General features: G+C 57.3%; 17 protein-coding genes. 7 read left to right on the forward strand and 10 right to left on the reverse strand.

All coding sequences use genetic code 11. From position 1 onward, the window contains the following. Positions 1 to 66 precede the first annotated feature (66 nt). Genes yidC through rpmH form a run of 4 tightly spaced genes read right to left on the reverse strand, consistent with a single transcriptional unit; the run spans position 67 to position 2545 of the window. The gene (gene yidC, locus ACXPVS_RS15210; RefSeq protein ID WP_458510664.1) at positions 67 to 1752 is read right to left on the reverse strand and encodes a membrane protein insertase YidC; all 1686 of its coding nucleotides are present in this window, start codon (positions 1750 to 1752) and stop codon (positions 67 to 69) included. Positions 1753 to 1754: 2 nt separating this feature from the next. After that, a complete protein-coding gene (gene yidD, locus ACXPVS_RS15215) occupies positions 1755 to 2000 on the reverse strand; it encodes a membrane protein insertion efficiency factor YidD (protein ID WP_074872215.1) in 246 nt (81 codons plus the stop codon). After that, positions 1993 to 2394, reverse strand: coding sequence for a ribonuclease P protein component (rnpA, locus tag ACXPVS_RS15220; RefSeq protein WP_031319201.1), 402 nt, complete (start codon positions 2392 to 2394; stop codon positions 1993 to 1995). The genes yidD and rnpA overlap by 8 nt, the downstream gene beginning before the upstream one ends. A gap of 16 nt (positions 2395 to 2410) precedes the next feature. Then, complete coding sequence (rpmH, locus tag ACXPVS_RS15225) at positions 2411 to 2545, reverse strand: 50S ribosomal protein L34 (protein WP_003213577.1); 135 nt, start codon at positions 2543 to 2545, stop codon at positions 2411 to 2413. A gap of 567 nt (positions 2546 to 3112) precedes the next feature. Here rpmH and dnaA point away from each other — a divergent pair. The 4 genes from dnaA to gyrB are packed head-to-tail and all read left to right on the forward strand — an operon-like array spanning position 3113 to position 9323. Further along, the gene (gene dnaA, locus ACXPVS_RS15230) at positions 3113 to 4633 is read left to right on the forward strand and encodes a chromosomal replication initiator protein DnaA (protein WP_458510665.1); all 1521 of its coding nucleotides are present in this window, start codon (positions 3113 to 3115) and stop codon (positions 4631 to 4633) included. A 39-nt stretch (positions 4634 to 4672) separates the two neighbouring features. After that, positions 4673 to 5776 carry a DNA polymerase III subunit beta gene (gene dnaN / locus ACXPVS_RS15235; RefSeq protein WP_458510666.1) on the forward strand — a complete coding sequence of 368 codons (1104 nt, stop codon included), beginning with the start codon at positions 4673 to 4675 and terminating at the stop codon, positions 5774 to 5776. Between the two features lie 20 nt (positions 5777 to 5796). Beyond that, complete coding sequence (gene recF, locus ACXPVS_RS15240; protein WP_458510667.1) at positions 5797 to 6900, forward strand: DNA replication/repair protein RecF; 1104 nt, start codon at positions 5797 to 5799, stop codon at positions 6898 to 6900. A gap of 5 nt (positions 6901 to 6905) precedes the next feature. Further along, a complete protein-coding gene (gyrB, locus tag ACXPVS_RS15245) occupies positions 6906 to 9323 on the forward strand; it encodes a DNA topoisomerase (ATP-hydrolyzing) subunit B (RefSeq protein ID WP_458510668.1) in 2418 nt (805 codons plus the stop codon). A 240-nt stretch (positions 9324 to 9563) separates the two neighbouring features. On the opposite strand, the gene ACXPVS_RS15250 is transcribed toward gyrB, so the two are convergent. From ACXPVS_RS15250 to glyQ, 4 genes are all read right to left on the reverse strand, one after another. Then, entirely contained in the window at positions 9564 to 10343 is a 780-nt protein-coding gene (locus ACXPVS_RS15250; RefSeq protein ID WP_458510669.1) for a lysophospholipid acyltransferase family protein, read from the reverse strand. Positions 10344 to 10425: 82 nt separating this feature from the next. Further along, positions 10426 to 10965 (reverse strand): D-glycero-beta-D-manno-heptose 1,7-bisphosphate 7-phosphatase, encoded by a 540-nt coding sequence (gene gmhB, locus ACXPVS_RS15255; RefSeq protein ID WP_458510762.1) that lies wholly within the window; start codon positions 10963 to 10965, stop codon positions 10426 to 10428. A 4-nt stretch (positions 10966 to 10969) separates the two neighbouring features. Continuing rightward, entirely contained in the window at positions 10970 to 13024 is a 2055-nt protein-coding gene (gene glyS, locus ACXPVS_RS15260) for a glycine--tRNA ligase subunit beta (RefSeq protein ID WP_458510670.1), read from the reverse strand. Continuing rightward, positions 13021 to 13974, reverse strand: coding sequence for a glycine--tRNA ligase subunit alpha (glyQ, locus tag ACXPVS_RS15265; protein ID WP_458510671.1), 954 nt, complete (start codon positions 13972 to 13974; stop codon positions 13021 to 13023). Before glyQ ends, glyS begins: the two co-directional genes overlap by 4 nt. Positions 13975 to 14055: 81 nt before the next feature. Here glyQ and ACXPVS_RS15270 point away from each other — a divergent pair, with 81 nt between their 5' ends. The 3 genes from ACXPVS_RS15270 to ACXPVS_RS15280 all read left to right on the forward strand — a co-directional run bounded on the left by ACXPVS_RS15270 (position 14056) and on the right by ACXPVS_RS15280 (position 15853). Beyond that, positions 14056 to 14613 (forward strand): DNA-3-methyladenine glycosylase I, encoded by a 558-nt coding sequence (locus tag ACXPVS_RS15270; RefSeq protein WP_458510672.1) that lies wholly within the window; start codon positions 14056 to 14058, stop codon positions 14611 to 14613. A 40-nt stretch (positions 14614 to 14653) separates the two neighbouring features. Beyond that, on the forward strand, positions 14654 to 15541 hold the full coding sequence (locus ACXPVS_RS15275; RefSeq protein ID WP_458510673.1) for a lysophospholipid acyltransferase: 888 nt from the start codon (positions 14654 to 14656) through the stop codon (positions 15539 to 15541). 72 nt (positions 15542 to 15613) lie between these two features. After that, positions 15614 to 15853 carry a PilZ domain-containing protein gene (locus ACXPVS_RS15280; RefSeq protein WP_458510674.1) on the forward strand — a complete coding sequence of 80 codons (240 nt, stop codon included), beginning with the start codon at positions 15614 to 15616 and terminating at the stop codon, positions 15851 to 15853. Here the strand turns inward: ACXPVS_RS15280 and ACXPVS_RS15285 are convergent, their stop codons facing one another. Beyond that, positions 15854 to 16168: a tetratricopeptide repeat protein gene (locus ACXPVS_RS15285; protein WP_458510675.1), complete on the reverse strand. Its 315-nt coding sequence runs from the start codon at positions 16166 to 16168 to the stop codon at positions 15854 to 15856. Between the two features lie 52 nt (positions 16169 to 16220). Further along, entirely contained in the window at positions 16221 to 17594 is a 1374-nt protein-coding gene (gene trkA, locus ACXPVS_RS15290) for a Trk system potassium transporter TrkA (protein WP_458510676.1), read from the reverse strand. Positions 17595 to 17615 lie beyond the last annotated feature (21 nt).

Below are 17615 nucleotides of genomic sequence, written 5' to 3' on the forward strand. Positions count from 1 at the left end.
GACAAAAGTGACAGATAGCAAAACGCCCCACTAGGGGGCGTTTTGAGTGGTTATTCACAGTGTAAATCAGGCAGCTGCTTTGGTAGCTGCTTCGATCTTACGAGTGATGTACCACTGTTGGGCGATCGACAGGCAGTTGTTCACTACCCAGTACAGCACCAGACCAGCCGGGAACCACAGGAAGAAGAAGGTGAAGATGATTGGCATCAACTTCATCACCTTGGCCTGCATTGGGTCCGGTGGAGTCGGGTTCAACTGCTGCTGGATGAACATGGTTGCACCCATGATGATCGGCAGAATGAAGAACGGATCCTTGATCGACAGGTCAGTAATCCACAGCATGAACGGCGCTTGGCGCATTTCAACGCTTTCCAGCAGAACCCAGTACAGCGAAAGGAAAACCGGCATCTGCACGAGGATTGGCAAGCAACCCCCCAGCGGATTGATCTTCTCTTTCTTGTACAGCTCCATCATGGATTGCGACATTTTCTGCCGGTCGTCGCCGTGTTGCTCTTTCAGTGCGGCCAGTTTCGGTGCCACTGCACGCATGCGCGCCATGGATTTGTAGCTGGCAGCCGACAGCGGGAAGAAGATCCCCTTGATCAGCATGGTCAGGAAGATGATCGACCAGCCCCAGTTACCGACCAGCGCGTGGATGTGTTGCAGCAGCCAGAAGATTGGCTGGGCAATGAACCACAGAATGCCGTAGTCGACGGTCAGTTCCAGACCTGGGGACAACTCTTTCAGCACATCCTGACTTTTCGGACCCGCATACAGAACGGCACTGGTCTCGGCGTTTGCACCTGGCGCGACAGTCATTGCCGGTGCGGTGTAGCCGATGATGTAGTTGCCTTTGCTGTCTTTACGGGTCTGGACGAGGTTGTTCTCGCCTTTCGCCGGAATCCATGCGGTCACGAAGTAGTGCTGCAACCATGCAACCCAACCACCGTTAACGGTTTCTTTCAGCGCAGCCTTGTCCATGTCCTTCATGGACACTTTCTTGTACGGCTCGTTACTTGTCCACAGCGCGGCGCCCAGGTAAGTCGCGGTGCCGGTGGCTGTGCTGGAAGAAGGATCGGAGCTGGCGTCACGCTTCAATTGCGCAAACATTGCGCCGGACCAAGGCTGAGCACTCTGGTTATCGATCAGGTAGGAAACGGTTACGTCATACAGGCCACGTTTCAGGGTGAAACGTTTGATGTAGTTGACGCCGTCCTTGCTGAACTTCAGGTCTGCGACCAATTGGTCCTGACCGTCAGCCAGTTGGTAAATCTTCTTCTCCGAGGAGTAAACCGGACGACCGGCAGGATTGGCGTCCGGACCGTTGGTACCAATCAGACCGCTCTGGGCCAGATAAGTCCGCTCGTTGCCGTTATCGAACAACTGGAATGGAATTTCCGGATGGTCCTGGCGACGTGGATACAGTGGCAGCGTCAACTGGGCAACATCGCCGCCTTGTGGATCGATTGCCAGGTTGAGCACATCCGTTTTGATCTGGATGAGGTCTTTGCTTGCCGCTACTGGTATTTCAGCAGGTGCAGTTGCGCTGGTATCGCTTGCGGCGCGTGGAATGTCGTCACTGACAGAAGCATTATTGCCAGTCGCCGTATCCGGTAGGCCCGGTGCGGCAGTACTGGAAGCAACATTCTGAGTCGGCAGGGCAGCCTGGCCATAGTCCTGGTTCCATTTAAGGACCATAACGTAGGCCACGATTGCCAGGGCGACGATCAGGATCGTGCGTTTGATATCCATGATTACTCGGCCATCGAAGAAGAACGGGAGGTAGGGATAGATGGAACCGGGTCATAACCACCGGGATTCCACGGATGACAGCGGCCTAAACGACGAAAGGCCAGCCAGCCACCGCGCAGAAGGCCATGATTTTCTATGGCTTCATACGCGTAGCAGGAACAACTGGGGTAGAAACGACAGTGACTGGCCATCAGAGGACTAATGGCATAGCGATAAAACTGGATCGGAACGAGTGCCAGTTTACGCATCGGGACTGTCTACCCCTACAGTTTCGGTTTTGACTGCTGGTACCGGCGTGCTACGTGCCAGACGCTTCCAGAGTTTGCCGAAATGCTGAATCAATTCGGGGTTTTCTACGTCACCCAAACCTTTGCGCGCGACGATAACGATGTCCCAGCCGGCCAGTGAGTCCTGGTTCAGACGGAACGATTCGCGCATCAGACGTTTGAGGCGATTGCGCTCGACGGAGAGCTTTACGCTCTTTTTCCCGATAACCAGCCCGAGACGGGGGTGATCGAGATCGTTGTTGCGCGCAAGGAGCAGGAGATTTTTCCCCGGAACCTTGCCGGTAGGGGAGTCAAAGACCGCCTTGAAATGCCGGGGAGTAAGCAGACGCTTTTCCCGACTGAAGTCCTGACTCACCTCCAGTGCCGGATTATCAAACTGCCAGACGCGCACGACCTTTGGCGCGACGACGCGACAGGACGGCACGACCGTTTTTGGTAGCCATGCGAGCACGGAAACCGTGAGTACGAGCGCGTTTGATAGTGCTTGGTTGGAAAGTACGTTTCATTGTCGTGTTACCTGGTTCGTCCACAACGGGCCGGAATGGCCCCCGTTTTAAGAGACCGGGGATTCTAGAGAAAGCAAGCCTCTAGGTCAATTTCCAACCAGCGTTTCCGTACAAATAGATCTCCAGCCGTTTTTCCTGCCGAGCCACTTGGCTAGATATAGAAATTAAGAAAGAAAGTATTTAAAGCTTTTCTATAAAGCTTATAAAAGCTAGGGGCACGAATATCTGTGGATAACTGGCATCAGCCCTTTAAAATCGTGATGTACAGAGAATGACAACTACGGTGGAAAACAGTGGTAAGCCTGTGCTGCGCTGTCGGATAAGCTGTGGGTGAAAGAGGTAGTTATCCACAGGGTGGTTATCCACCGAGTTTCCCCCCTACTTGTACAACGACCTTAGGTCCGGTTATCCACAGAGCTTATGCACAGACCACTGGTCGTCTTTTTTCCGTATAAATCACTGATTCGTCATGGGCGGTGCACAACCTTCATGTGGATAAGTCGGGGCTTGGTCGGCTACAATGGCGGCTTGTTTTTGCCTCACCGGCTTTCAACTTAGGGGATATCCGTGTCAGTGGAACTTTGGCAGCAGTGCGTGGAGCTTTTGCGCGATGAGCTGCCTGCCCAACAATTCAACACTTGGATCCGTCCACTACAGGTCGAAGCCGAAGGCGACGAGTTGCGTGTCTACGCACCGAATCGTTTTGTTCTCGACTGGGTCAACGAAAAGTACTTGGGCCGCGTCCTTGAACTGCTGGATGAGCATGGCAATGGCATGGCGCCGGCGCTGTCCTTATTAATAGGCAGCAAACGCAGTTCGGCACCACGTGCAGCCCCGAATGCTCCGTTGGCCGCCGCTGCTTCACAGGCGCAGGCCGCTCAAGCACCTGTCAACGCACCGGCGCCAGCCCAGGTAACCGCTCCGACCAAGCGTGCGACGCAAAAAGTTGCCGATGTTAATGAAGAGCCATCGCGCGATAGCTTCGACCCGATGGCCGGGGCCAGTTCACAACAAGCCCCGATTCGCGCCGAACAGCGTACGGTGCAGGTCGAAGGCGCGCTCAAGCACACCAGCTACCTCAACCGCACCTTCACCTTCGAAAACTTCGTCGAAGGCAAGTCCAACCAACTGGCCCGGGCTGCGGCCTGGCAAGTGGCAGACAATCCCAAGCACGGTTACAACCCGCTCTTCCTTTATGGTGGCGTCGGCTTGGGTAAAACCCACTTGATGCACGCGGTCGGTAACCACCTATTAAAGAAGAATCCGAATGCCAAGGTTGTGTACTTGCATTCCGAGCGGTTCGTGGCCGATATGGTCAAGGCCCTGCAGTTGAACGCCATCAACGAATTTAAACGCTTCTACCGTTCGGTGGATGCGTTGCTGATCGATGACATTCAGTTCTTCGCCCGTAAGGAACGTTCCCAGGAAGAGTTTTTCCACACCTTCAACGCCCTGCTTGAAGGTGGCCAGCAGGTCATTCTCACGAGTGACCGCTACCCGAAAGAAATCGAAGGTCTTGAAGAGCGCCTGAAATCCCGCTTCGGCTGGGGCTTGACGGTAGCCGTCGAGCCGCCGGAGCTGGAAACACGCGTGGCGATCCTGATGAAAAAGGCCGATCAGGCCAAGGTCGATCTGCCCCATGACGCGGCGTTCTTCATTGCCCAGCGTATTCGTTCCAACGTTCGTGAGCTGGAAGGCGCACTCAAACGCGTGATCGCCCACTCGCACTTCATGGGGCGCGATATCACCATCGAGTTGATTCGCGAATCCCTGAAAGATCTGTTGGCACTGCAAGACAAATTGGTCTCTGTGGATAACATTCAGCGCACTGTCGCCGAGTACTACAAGATCAAGATCTCCGACTTGTTGTCCAAACGTCGTTCGCGTTCGGTAGCCCGTCCGCGTCAGGTCGCTATGGCTCTGTCCAAAGAACTGACCAACCATAGCTTGCCGGAAATCGGTGATGTGTTTGGCGGCCGGGACCACACGACTGTTTTGCACGCCTGCCGCAAGATCAACGAACTTAAGGAATCCGACGCGGACATCCGCGAGGACTACAAGAACCTGCTGCGTACACTGACCACTTGATGAACACCAGCGCAGCTTATTAAGGCAAGGGACTAGACCATGCATTTCACCATTCAACGCGAAGCCCTGTTGAAACCCCTGCAACTGGTCGCAGGCGTCGTCGAGCGCCGACAGACCTTGCCGGTGCTTTCCAACGTGCTGCTGGTTGTCGAAGGCCAGCAATTGTCGCTGACCGGTACCGACCTGGAAGTCGAACTGGTCGGTCGTGTACAACTCGAAGAGCCGGCTGATCCGGGTTCCATCACCGTGCCTGCGCGCAAGCTGATGGACATCTGCAAGAGCCTGCCCAACGACGCACTGATCGACATCAAGGTCGATGAGCAGAAGCTCGTCGTGAAGGCTGGCCGTAGCCGCTTCACCCTGTCGACCTTGCCGTCTAACGATTTCCCAACCGTCGAAGAAGGTCCGGGTTCGCTGACTTGCAGCCTTGAGCAAAGCAAATTGCGTCGTCTGATCGAACGCACTAGCTTCGCCATGGCCCAACAGGACGTGCGTTACTACCTCAACGGCATGCTGCTGGAAGTTTCCGAAGGTATCATCCGCGCCGTGGCCACCGACGGTCACCGTCTGGCCATGTGCTCGATGAAGGCCGATATCGGTCAACCCGATCGTCATCAGGTCATCGTGCCACGTAAAGGTATCCTTGAGCTGGCGCGCCTGCTGACTGAGCCTGACGGTATCGTCAGTATCGTGCTGGGTCAGCACCACATTCGTGCAACCACTGGCGAGTTTACCTTCACGTCGAAACTGGTCGATGGCAAGTTCCCGGACTACGAGCGTGTTCTGCCTAAAGGTGGTGACAAGCTGGTCCTCGGTGATCGTCAGGCCCTACGTGAAGCCTTCAGCCGTACCGCAATTCTGTCCAACGAGAAGTACCGCGGCATCCGTCTGCAACTGGCCAACGGTCAGCTGAAAATTCAGGCGAATAACCCTGAACAGGAAGAAGCGGAAGAAGAAGTGGGCGTCGAGTACAACGGCGGTAACCTGGAAATCGGCTTCAATGTGAGCTATCTACTGGACGTGTTGGGCGTCATGACGACTGAGCAGGTTCGTCTGATCCTGTCCGACTCCAACAGCAGTGCGCTGGTGCAAGAGTCAGACAACGACGACTCGGCCTACGTTGTCATGCCGATGCGTCTGTAATCATGCTCAGCAGAAGCTAGATGTCCTTAAGTCGCGTCTCGGTCACCGCGGTGCGCAATCTGCACCCGGTGACCCTCTCCCCCTCCCCCCGAATCAACATTCTTTACGGCGCCAACGGCAGCGGCAAAACCAGTGTTCTGGAAGCCATTCATCTGCTGGGGCTTGCCCGTTCGTTTCGTAGCACCCGCCTGTTACCGGTTATCCAGTACGAGCAGCTCGCCTGTACCGTGTTTGGTCAGGTGGAGTTGGCCGAGGGTGGACACAGTGCCTTGGGGATCTCCCGAGACCGTCAAGGGGAGTTCCAGATCCGCATCGATGGGCAGAACGCTCGGAGCGCGGCGCAACTGGCGGAGATCCTGCCGCTGCAGTTGATCAACCCTGATAGTTTCCGATTGCTGGAAGGCGCACCGAAGATTCGCCGGCAGTTTCTCGACTGGGGTGTGTTCCACGTGGAACCACGATTCATGTCCACCTGGCAGCGCTTGCAGAAGGCCCTGCGCCAGAGAAACTCTTGGCTGCGGCATGGTACACTTGACGCCGTTTCGCAAGCGGTTTGGGACAGGGAACTGTGCCAGTCCAGTGCTGAAATTGATGAATACCGCCGCGCTTATATCAAAGCCTTAAAACCAGTCTTTGAACAGACCTTGAGCGAACTGGTTGAACTCGAGGGCTTAACGCTCAGCTATTACCGAGGTTGGGACAAAGACCGAGAGCTGAGTGCAGTGCTCGCCGGGTCCCTTCAGCGGGATCAGCAAATGGGCCATACCCAGGCTGGACCGCAGCGCGCTGATTTGCGTCTTAGATTGGGCGCACATAACGCCGCAGACATCTTGTCTCGCGGTCAGCAGAAGCTGGTGGTCTGTGCATTGCGGATTGCCCAAGGGCACTTGGTAAGCCAGGCCCGACGCGGCCAGTGTATTTATCTGGTGGATGACCTGCCGTCCGAACTGGACGAGCACCACCGCCGCGCGCTTTGCCGCTTGCTGGAAGACTTACGCTGCCAGGTGTTTATCACCTGTGTAGATCATGAATTATTGAGGGAAGGCTGGCAGACGGAAACGCCAGTCGCTCTGTTCCACGTGGAACAGGGCCGTATCACCCAGACCCACGACCATCGGGAGTGAAGGCATTGAGCGAAGAAAATACGTACGACTCAACGAGCATTAAAGTGCTGAAAGGCCTGGATGCCGTACGCAAACGTCCCGGTATGTACATTGGTGACACCGACGATGGCAGCGGTCTGCACCACATGGTGTTCGAGGTGGTCGATAACTCGATCGACGAAGCTCTGGCCGGCCACTGCGACGAAATTAGCATCATCATCCACCCGGACGAATCCATCACCGTTCGCGACAACGGTCGTGGTATCCCGGTAGATGTGCACAAAGAAGAAGGTGTCTCGGCAGCCGAGGTCATCATGACCGTGCTGCACGCGGGTGGTAAATTCGACGACAACTCCTACAAAGTATCCGGCGGCCTGCACGGCGTAGGCGTGTCGGTTGTGAACGCCCTGTCCGAAGAACTGGTCTTGACCGTTCGCCGCAGTGGCAAAATCTGGGAACAGACCTACATTCACGGTGTTCCAAAAGAACCGATGAAAATCGTCGGTGAGAGTGAAACCACCGGCACCCAGATCCACTTCAAACCGTCCGACCTGACGTTCAAGAACATCCACTTCAGCTGGGACATCCTGGCCAAGCGGATTCGCGAACTCTCCTTCCTCAACTCCGGTGTCGGCATCGTCCTCAAGGATGAGCGCAGTGGTAAGGAAGAGCTGTTCAAGTACGAAGGTGGCCTGCGTGCGTTTGTTGAATACCTGAACACCAACAAGACTCCGGTCAACCAGGTGTTCCACTTCAACGTCCAGCGTGAAGACGGGATTGGCGTGGAAATCGCGCTGCAATGGAACGACAGCTTCAACGAGAACCTGTTGTGCTTCACCAACAATATTCCGCAGCGCGATGGCGGTACTCACCTGGTGGGTTTCCGTTCCGCGCTGACGCGTAACCTGAACACCTACATCGAAGCCGAAGGTCTGGCGAAGAAGCACAAAGTCGCGACCACCGGTGACGATGCCCGTGAAGGCCTGACCGCGATCATCTCGGTAAAAGTGCCTGATCCGAAGTTCAGCTCCCAGACCAAAGACAAGCTGGTTTCTTCCGAAGTGAAGACCGCGGTCGAACAGGAAATGGGCAAGTACTTCTCCGACTTTCTGCTGGAAAATCCGAACGAAGCCAAGCTGGTCGTCGGCAAGATGATCGATGCGGCTCGCGCTCGTGAAGCGGCGCGTAAAGCCCGTGAGATGACACGTCGTAAAGGCGCTCTGGATATCGCCGGCCTGCCGGGCAAACTGGCTGACTGCCAGGAAAAAGACCCTGCCCTTTCCGAACTGTACCTCGTGGAAGGTGACTCTGCTGGCGGCTCCGCCAAGCAGGGACGCAACCGTCGGACTCAAGCCATCCTGCCTCTAAAGGGCAAGATCCTGAACGTCGAGAAGGCGCGCTTCGACAAGATGATCTCTTCGCAAGAAGTGGGCACCTTGATCACCGCGCTAGGCTGTGGCATTGGCCGCGATGAGTACAACATCGCGAAGCTGCGTTACCACAACATCATCATCATGACCGATGCTGACGTCGACGGTTCGCACATCCGTACCCTGCTGCTGACCTTCTTCTTCCGCCAGTTACCGGAGCTGATCGAGCGCGGCTACATCTACATCGCCCAGCCACCGCTGTACAAGGTTAAGAAAGGCAAGCAAGAGCAATACATCAAAGACGATGACGCCATGGAAGAGTACATGACGCAGTCGGCCCTGGAAGATGCGAGCCTGCACCTGAACGAGGAAGCACCGGGTATTTCCGGACATGCCCTCGAGCGTCTGGTGAATGACTTCCGTCTGGTAATGAAGACGCTCAAGCGTCTGTCGCGCCTGTATCCACTGGAGCTGACCGAGCACTTCATCTACCTGCCTGCCGTTAGCCTGGAGCAACTGTCCGATCACGCTGCGATGCAGGCTTGGATGGCCCAATACGAAGTTCGCCTGCGCACCGTCGAGAAGTCCGGCCTGGTTTACAAAGCCAGCCTGCGTGAAGACCGTGAACGGAACGTCTGGCTGCCTGAGGTCGAACTGATCTCCCACGGTTTGTCGAACTACGTCACCTTCAACCGCGACTTCTTCGGCAGCAACGATTACAAGACTGTTGTTTCTCTGGGCGCTCAACTGAGCACCTTGCTGGACGACGGCGCGTATATCCAGCGTGGCGAGCGCAAGAAGCCCGTTACCGAGTTCAAGGAAGCCCTTGAATGGCTGATGGCAGAAAGCACCAAGCGTCACACCATCCAGCGATACAAAGGTCTGGGTGAGATGAACCCGGATCAACTGTGGGAAACCACCATGGACCCAAGTCAGCGCCGGATGCTCAAAGTGACCATCGAAGACGCCATTGGCGCGGACCAGATCTTCAACACCCTGATGGGTGATGCGGTCGAACCTCGTCGTGACTTCATCGAAAGCAACGCCCTGGCGGTTTCCAACCTGGACTTCTGATCCAGCGTGGTTGGCCAAGGCACCTGCTTCAGTCTCCATTTTCCGTCGTTCGAAGATGGAGACACCTGAATCGAAGGCATAAAAAAACCGGCTATAGCAGCCGGTTTTTTTACGTCTTTAAAAAACTTATGCACTTTTTTCGGTTTTTTACTGCTCTATAAAATGTGTATATAAATCATAAACTTAATAACAGAATTCAACGTTTTTCAACCAAACAGTACACAGGTTATCCACAAAATATCAGACCGCCATTTGATCGCTAGCCGTCGGGGTTTGTGGGGCGGATGGCAGGGAGCCCATTTCACGTTGCATCTGCTCGTTCCAGGCTTGGACCCGATCATTCAGCTCGGCGATCGCTCGCGGCCCGCTACCCTCGGCATACATGGGGGCGCCGATCATCACGGTAATGACCCCCTGCTTCTTCGCCCAACCGGTTTTCGGCCAGAACTTGCCAGCATTGTGCGCAATCGGCAGCACGGGAAGTGCGGCGTTGACGGCTAAAGCGGTACCACCCCGAGAGAACTTTCCGATGGTGCCGTAAGGAACGCGCGTTCCCTCTGGGAAGATCAGCACCCAGACGCCATCCTTCAGCAGTTCATGGCCCTTCTTCGCCACATGCTTGAGCGCGGCTTTCGGATTGTCGCGGTCGATGGCGATGGGTCGCAGCATGGCCATGGCCCAGCCGAAGAACGGCACATACAGTAATGAGCGCTTGAGCACTTGGCTCAACGGCTCGAAGTAGGCGGAGAGAAAGAACGTCTCCCACGTGCTCTGGTGGTTCGACTGAATCACGCAGGGCTGGTCGGGCACGTTCTCGGCGCCCTTCACTTCGTAGCTGATGCCCAGAAAGACTTTGCTCAGCCACAATGCGCAGCGGCACCAATACACATTGATAAAACGATAGCGCGCCTTGAACGGCAGAAAAGGCGCGATAAAAAAGCTCAGGCTGCACCAGAGCAAGGAGCTGGTGCCCAGCAGCAGGTAAAAGAGGAAGGTTCTGATGGCCTGCAGTATCGACATGGCGACGTTTACCGTGCGGGCTCTGCCCGTCTATATAAAGCGCACTCCCGATCAATCCTTGGTCAGGAAATTCGAAAGCACTCTAATTGTGGATAAGTTCTGCGGCAATCGCCGCCAGATCGTCAAAAATCAAGGTACCTACCGGTAGGGTCTTGCCAAAAGTCTTTTCGCCTTTCCCGGTCTTTACCAAAACTGGTTGAGAATCGACGGCTTTGGCGGCCTCCAGGTCACCAAGGGTATCGCCGATGAACCAAAGATTGGTCAGCGATACGTTGTAATGCGCGGCGATGGTTTTCAACATCCCGGGTTTTGGTTTGCGGCAATTGCAGCCATCGTCCGGCCCGTGCGGGCAATAGACGATCAGCCCGACTTCCCCGCCCTGTTCCGCCACCAACGAGCGCAAGCGCTCGTGCATGGCGTCCAGGGTGGCGATGTCGTAATAGCCGCGAGCGATGCCGGACTGGTTGGTAGCCACCGCTACCGTCCAGCCAGCCTTGCTCAACTGCGCGATGGCTTCGATCGAACCCGGGAGCGGAATCCACTCCTCCACCGACTTGATGTATGCGTCGGAGTCGTAATTGATCACCCCGTCTCGATCGAGAATCAGCAGTTTCAACAGCAGTCCCTCAACCCAGCAGCGAAATGTCGGCGACGCCCAGGAACAGCCCACGCAGGCGCGACAGCAACGCATAACGGTTGGCGCGGACCTTGGCATCTTCAGCGTTGACCATTACGGCTTCGAAGAAGGCATCCACTGGCTCGCGCAAGGCCGCCAGACGTGCCAGCGATTCGCTGTATTGACGGGCAGCAGCCATTGGCTGGACAGCCTGGTCAGCCTGCTGGATCGCCGAGTACAGGGAGAACTCGTTGGCGTTGTCGAAGTACTTGGCTTCCACTACCGATGGAATCGAGCCTTCGGCCTTGCTCAGCAAGTTCGAAACGCGCTTGTTCACCGCGGCCAGGGCAGCGGCTTCCGGCAATTTGCGGAAGGCTTCTACCGCTTGTACGCGCTGATCGAAGTCCAGCGCCGAACCCGGCTTCAGGGCACGCACCGACAGGTAAGTCCCGACATCCACGCCTTCGTCTTCGTAACGGGCACGCAGACGGTCAAAAATGAACTCCAGCACCGAATCGTTGAGGCCGGCAACCTTGACCTTGGTACCGAACGCATTCACGGCGAACGCCACGGCGTCGTTCAGGTCGAGGTCGAGCTTCTTGTCGATCAGGATCCGCAGCACACCCAGCGCAGCACGGCGCAGGGCATACGGGTCTTTGCTACCGGTTGGCAGCATGCCGATGCCAAAGATGCCGACCAGGGTGTCGAGCTTGTCAGCGATGGCCACGGCCGCACCGGTCAGGGTGGTCGGCAGTTCGGCACCGGCACCGCGCGGCATGTATTGCTCGTTCAACGCCAGAGCGACTTCTTGCGGCTCGCCGTCGTTGAGGGCGTAGTAGTAACCGGCGACACCTTGCATCTCCGGGAACTCACCGACCATCTCGGTCGCCAGGTCGCACTTGGACAGCAGGCCGGCACGGGAAGCCCACGCGGCGTTACCGCCAATGCGTTGAGCGATGAATGCGGCGAGTTTGGACACGCGCTCGGCCTTGTCGTAGACGCTGCCGAGTTTTTCCTGGAACACCACGTTCTGCAGACGCAGGTTGAACTCTTCGAGTTTCTGCTTCTTGTCTTGCTTGAAGAAGAACTCAGCGTCGGTCAGGCGTGGGCGAACCACTTTCTCGTTACCGGCGATGATCTGTTGCGGGTCTTTGCTTTCGATGTTGGCCACGGTGATGAAACGTGGCAGTAACTTGCCGTCGGCATCCAGCAGGCAGAAGTACTTCTGGTTGTCCTGCATGGTGGTGATCAGGGCTTCTTGCGGCACGTCGAGGAAACGCTCTTCGAACGAGCACACCAGCGGCACTGGCCATTCAACCAGGGCGGTCACTTCGTCGAGCAGCGCTGGCGGCACGATCGCCGTGCCTTCCTGCATCGTCGCCAGCTCTTCGACGCGGTTGCTGATCAGTTCGCGACGCTCGTTGGCGTCGGCGAGTACGTAAGCAGCACGCAGGTCGCTCAGGTAGTTGGTCGGCGAGGTGATGCGCACGCTTTGCGGGTGATGGAAGCGGTGACCACGGGAATCGCGACCAGATTTTTGAGCGAGGATGGTGCAGTCGATGACCTGGTCACCGAGCAGCATCACCAGCCACTGGGTCGGACGAACGAATTCTTCCTTGCGGGCACCCCAGCGCATGCGCTTGGGGATCGGCAGGTCGTTCAGGGAATCTTCTACGATGGTTGGCAGCAGGCTCGCGGTCGGTTTGCCGGCGATGCTTTGGCTGTAACGCAGTTTCGGGCCGCTTTGATCGATTTCACTCAAGTCGACGCCGCACTTCTTGGCGAAGCCCAATGCCGCTTGAGTCGGGTTGCCTTCGGCATCGAACGCGGCCTGACGTGGCGGGCCGTCGAGGTTGATGCTGCGATCCGGCTGCTGAGTCGCCAGATCGGTGATCAGCACAGCCAGACGACGTGGCGCGGCGTAGACGGTTTTGGTTTCGTAGTTCAGGCCAGCGGCTTGCAGGCCCTTGTCGATACCGGCCAGGAACGCGTCGGCCAATGTGTTCAGGGCTTTGGGTGGCAGTTCTTCGGTGCCCAGTTCAACCAGAAAATCTTGAGCACTCATTGTGCAGCCTCCAGCTTGGCCAGTACTTCGTCACGCAGGTCCGGGGTCGCCATCGGGAAGCCCAGCTTGGCGCGAGTCAGCAGGTAGGCTTGCGCAACGGAACGCGCCAGAGTGCGGACACGCAGAATGTATTGCTGACGCGCGGTCACAGAGATTGCCCGGCGAGCATCCAGCAGGTTGAAGGTGTGGGAGGCTTTCAACACCATTTCGTAGCTCGGCAACGGCAGCGGCTGGTCGAGTTCGATCAGGCGCTTGGCTTCGCTTTCGTAGAAGTCGAACAGTTCGAACAGCTTCTCGACGTTGGCGTGTTCGAAGTTGTAGGTCGACTGCTCCACTTCGTTCTGGTGGAACACGTCGCCGTAGGTCACTTTGCCCATCGGGCCGTCAGCCCAGACCAGGTCGTAGACCGAATCCACGCCTTGCAGGTACATGGCCAGGCGCTCAAGACCGTAAGTGATCTCGCCGGTCACCGGGTAGCACTCGATGCCGCCCGCTTGCTGGAAGTAAGTGAACTGCGTCACTTCCATACCGTTGAGCCAGACTTCCCAGCCCAGACCCCAGGCGCCCAGTGTTGGCGATTCCCAGTTGTCTTCGACAAAGCGGATATCGTGGACCAACGGGTCCAGACCGACATGCTTGAGGGAGCCCAGGTACAGCTCCTGGAAGTTGTCCGGATTAGGCTTCAGCACAACCTGGAACTGGTAGTAGTGCTGCAGACGGTTCGGGTTTTCACCGTAGCGGCCGTCAGTCGGGCGACGACTGGGCTGCACATAAGCGGCGTTCCAGGTTTCCGGGCCAATGGCGCGCAGGAACGTGGCAGTGTGGAAAGTCCCGGCGCCTACTTCCATATCGTAGGGCTGAAGTACCACACAACCTTGCTCGGCCCAGTATTGCTGGAGGGCGAGGATCAAGTCTTGGAAGGTACGCACGGCTGGCGTAGGCTGGCTCACGAAATTCACCTGTTTCTTGGGCTGCGATTTAAAGAGCGGGAGTATACCCGATTCGGTCCTGCGCACGCCCCCTGGAGCCTTATGCCACGCTGCTTTTGGTGTTCCGAAGATCCGCTGTACATGGCTTATCACGATCAGGAGTGGGGCACGCCGCTACGCGATGCGCAGGGATTGTTCGAGTTGCTTTTGCTCGAAGGGTTCCAGGCCGGCCTTTCCTGGATCACCGTGCTGCGTAAACGTAAACACTATCGTCAGGTAATGTTCGGTTTCGACGTACAACGCGTGGCGCAAATGAGCGACACCGAAATCGATGAATTGATGCTCGATCCGGGCATTATTCGCAATCGCTTGAAACTCAATGCGGCCCGGCGCAATGCCCAGGCCTGGCTGGCGCTGGAGGATCCGGTGGGGTTTCTCTGGTCCTTCGTCGACGGCGTGCCTGTGATCAATCATTTCAAGGACCGCAGCGAAGTGCCGGCCGTGACGCCGACCGCTGTGGAGATGAGCAAAGGCCTGAAAAAGGCTGGCTTCACGTTCGTCGGCCCGACCATTTGCTACGCGCTGATGCAGGCCTCGGGCATGGTCATGGACCACACCCAGGATTGCGATCGCTACGCGGCGCTGGCGAACGGCGGTTAGAATAGCCCCCTCGCGCACAGCACAAGATCAGGAGTGACCTGTGGATAAGTTGAAAGGCGCCTTGCTGGTAGGCGCTCTGCGGCTGTTTGCCCTGCTTCCGTGGCGGGCAGTGCAGGCAGTGGGCTCGGCCATCGGCTGGGTCATGTGGAAAACCCCCAACCGTTCCCGCGATGTCGTGCGGATCAACCTCGCCAAGTGCTTCCCCGACATGGATGCGGCTGAACGGGAGCGTCTTGTCGGCCAGAGCCTTAAAGACATCGGCAAGTCCCTGACCGAAAGCGCCTGCGCCTGGATCTGGCCGGCCCAGCGCTCCATCGACCTGGTGCGTGAAGTCGAAGGTCTGGACGTATTAAAGGACGCCCTCGCCTCCGGCAAAGGTGTCGTCGGCATCACCAGTCACCTGGGCAACTGGGAAGTGTTGAACCACTTCTATTGCAACCAGTGCAAACCGATCATCTTTTATCGTCCGCCAAAGCTGAAGGCTGTGGATGATTTGCTGCGCAAGCAACGGGTGCAATTGGGCAATCGGGTAGCCGCTTCCACCAAGGAAGGCATCCTCAGTGTTATCAAGGAAGTGCGCAAAGGTGGTGCCGTGGGCATTCCCGCTGACCCGGAACCGGCCGAATCCGCCGGGATCTTCGTGCCGTTCTTCGCCACTCAGGCCCTGACCAGCAAGTTCGTACCGAACATGCTCGCGGGCGGCAAAGCGGTCGGCGTGTTTCTGCATGCGCTACGCCTGCCGGACGGTTCGGGTTACAAAGTGATCCTCGAAGCCGCGCCAGAGGCCATGTACAGCACCGATACCGAGACGTCCTGCGCGGCCATGAGCCAGGTGGTCGAGCGCTATGTGCGGGCGTATCCGAGTCAGTATATGTGGAGCATGAAGCGCTTCAAGAAGCGTCCACCGGGTGAAGAACGCTGGTACTGAGTTGATTGGCATGATCTGTGGATAACCGTAAATTCAGGGTTATCCACAACCGTTCAATAAAGGGCGCAGAAGATGTCCGAACACCGCAAATCGTTTCGCATCAAGATCAGTCACCACAGCTTTGGCGAATGCCTGGGCCAGACGCGTAACCTTTCGACGACAGGCGTCTACGTCAAGCATCCGGGCTTGTCGGTCTTGCCCAAGGGCGCGGTGGTGTACGGTCAGGTGCAGGACTTACCCACAGGCGCGCCGCGGGTGCGCATGGAAGTGGTGCTGGTGGATGCCGAGGGCATTGGCCTGCGATACCTCTGATCAGTGAGCCTGACGCTCAAGCTTCTTCAGAAACACGGTCATTTCCTTTTCGGCCTGCTTGTCGCCATGGGCGCGAGCGGCTTCCAGGCCCTGTTCCCACGCCAGACGTGCGGATGCGAAATCATTCAGCCCTTGATGGGCCTTGCCCAATAGCTTCCAGGCCGCTGAATACTTCGGATCAAATTCGACGCAACGCTGGAAATGCTCAGCGGCCTTGGCGTTTTCGCCAAGGTCCAGATAACCCTTGCCCAGACCGAAGCGCAGCAATGAGTTATCCACACCCTTGGCGAGCATTTTTTCCAGAGAGTCGAGCATCTTTCGCACCTCTTTAGACCGCGATCGTTCCCACTCGCGCGGGAACGATCATTTAGAAAAAGCTGAGTCCCACATGGAACAGCTTTTCCACATCCCGAATATGCTTCTTATCCACAAGGAACAGGATCACATGGTCGCCCGCCGCGATCACGGTGTCGTCGTGGGCAATGATCACCTCTTCGTCGCGGATGATTGCGCCGATGGTGGTGCCCGGCGGCAAGCCAATGTTCTCAATGGACTTGCCGATGACCTTACTCGACTTCTCATCACCGTGGGCAATCGCCTCGATGGCTTCCGCCGCGCCCCGGCGCAATGAGTGCACGCTGACGATATCGCCACGGCGCACGTGGGTCAGCAAGGTGCCGATGGTCGCCAGTTGCGGGCTGATGGCGATGTCGATGTCGCCGCCCTGGATCAGGTCGACGTAGGCCGGGTTGTTGATGATGGTCATCACCTTCTTTGCACCCAGGCGCTTGGCCAGCAGCGACGACATGATATTGGCTTCGTCGTCGTTGGTCAGGGCCAGGAAAAGGTCGGCGTCGGCGATGTTCTCTTCCAGCAGCAGATCCCGATCCGAAGCGCTGCCCTGCAGTACCACGGTGCTGTCGAGGGTGTCCGAGAGATGGCGGCAGCGGGCCGGGTTCATCTCGATGATCTTCACTTGGTAACGGCTTTCGATGGCCTCGGCCAGACGCTCACCGATCTGCCCGCCGCCCGCGATGACGATGCGTTTGTAGCTCTCATCGAGGCGGCGCATTTCGCTCATCACTGCGCGAATATTCGCCTTGGCGGCGATGAAAAAGACTTCGTCGTCTGCCTCGATCACCGTATCGCCCTGCGGCAATATTGGCCGATCGCGACGAAAAATCGCCGCGACGCGGGTTTCGACATTCGGCATGTGCTCACGTAACTGACGCAACTGCTGACCGACCAGCGGGCCGCCGTAGTACGCCTTGACCGCCACCAACTGGGCTTTGCCTTCGGCGAAGTCGATCACCTGCAAGGCGCCCGGGTGCTGGATCAGTCGCTTGATGTAATTGGTAACCACTTGCTCCGGGCTGATCAGCACGTCCACCGGAATCGCTTCGTTGTCGAACAGCTCGGAGCGAGTCAGGTAGGCGGCTTCGCGAACCCGGGCGATTTTGGTCGGCGTGTGGAACAGAGTGTGGGCAACCTGGCAGGCCACCATGTTGGTTTCGTCGCTGTTGGTCACCGCCACCAGCATGTCGGCGTCGTCCGCGCCGGCCTGACGCAGCACCGTCGGCAGTGAGCCACGGCCCTGCACGGTGCGGATGTCCAGCCGATCGCCGAGGTCGCGCAAGCGTTCGCCGTCGGTGTCGACCACGGTGATGTCGTTGGCTTCGCTGGCCAAGTGCTCTGCCAGCGAACCGCCGACTTGCCCTGCGCCGAGGATGATGATTTTCATCCAGTCACTCCCTTAAAACCC

This window comes from Pseudomonas sp. Ma2-10, from assembly GCF_054330215.1.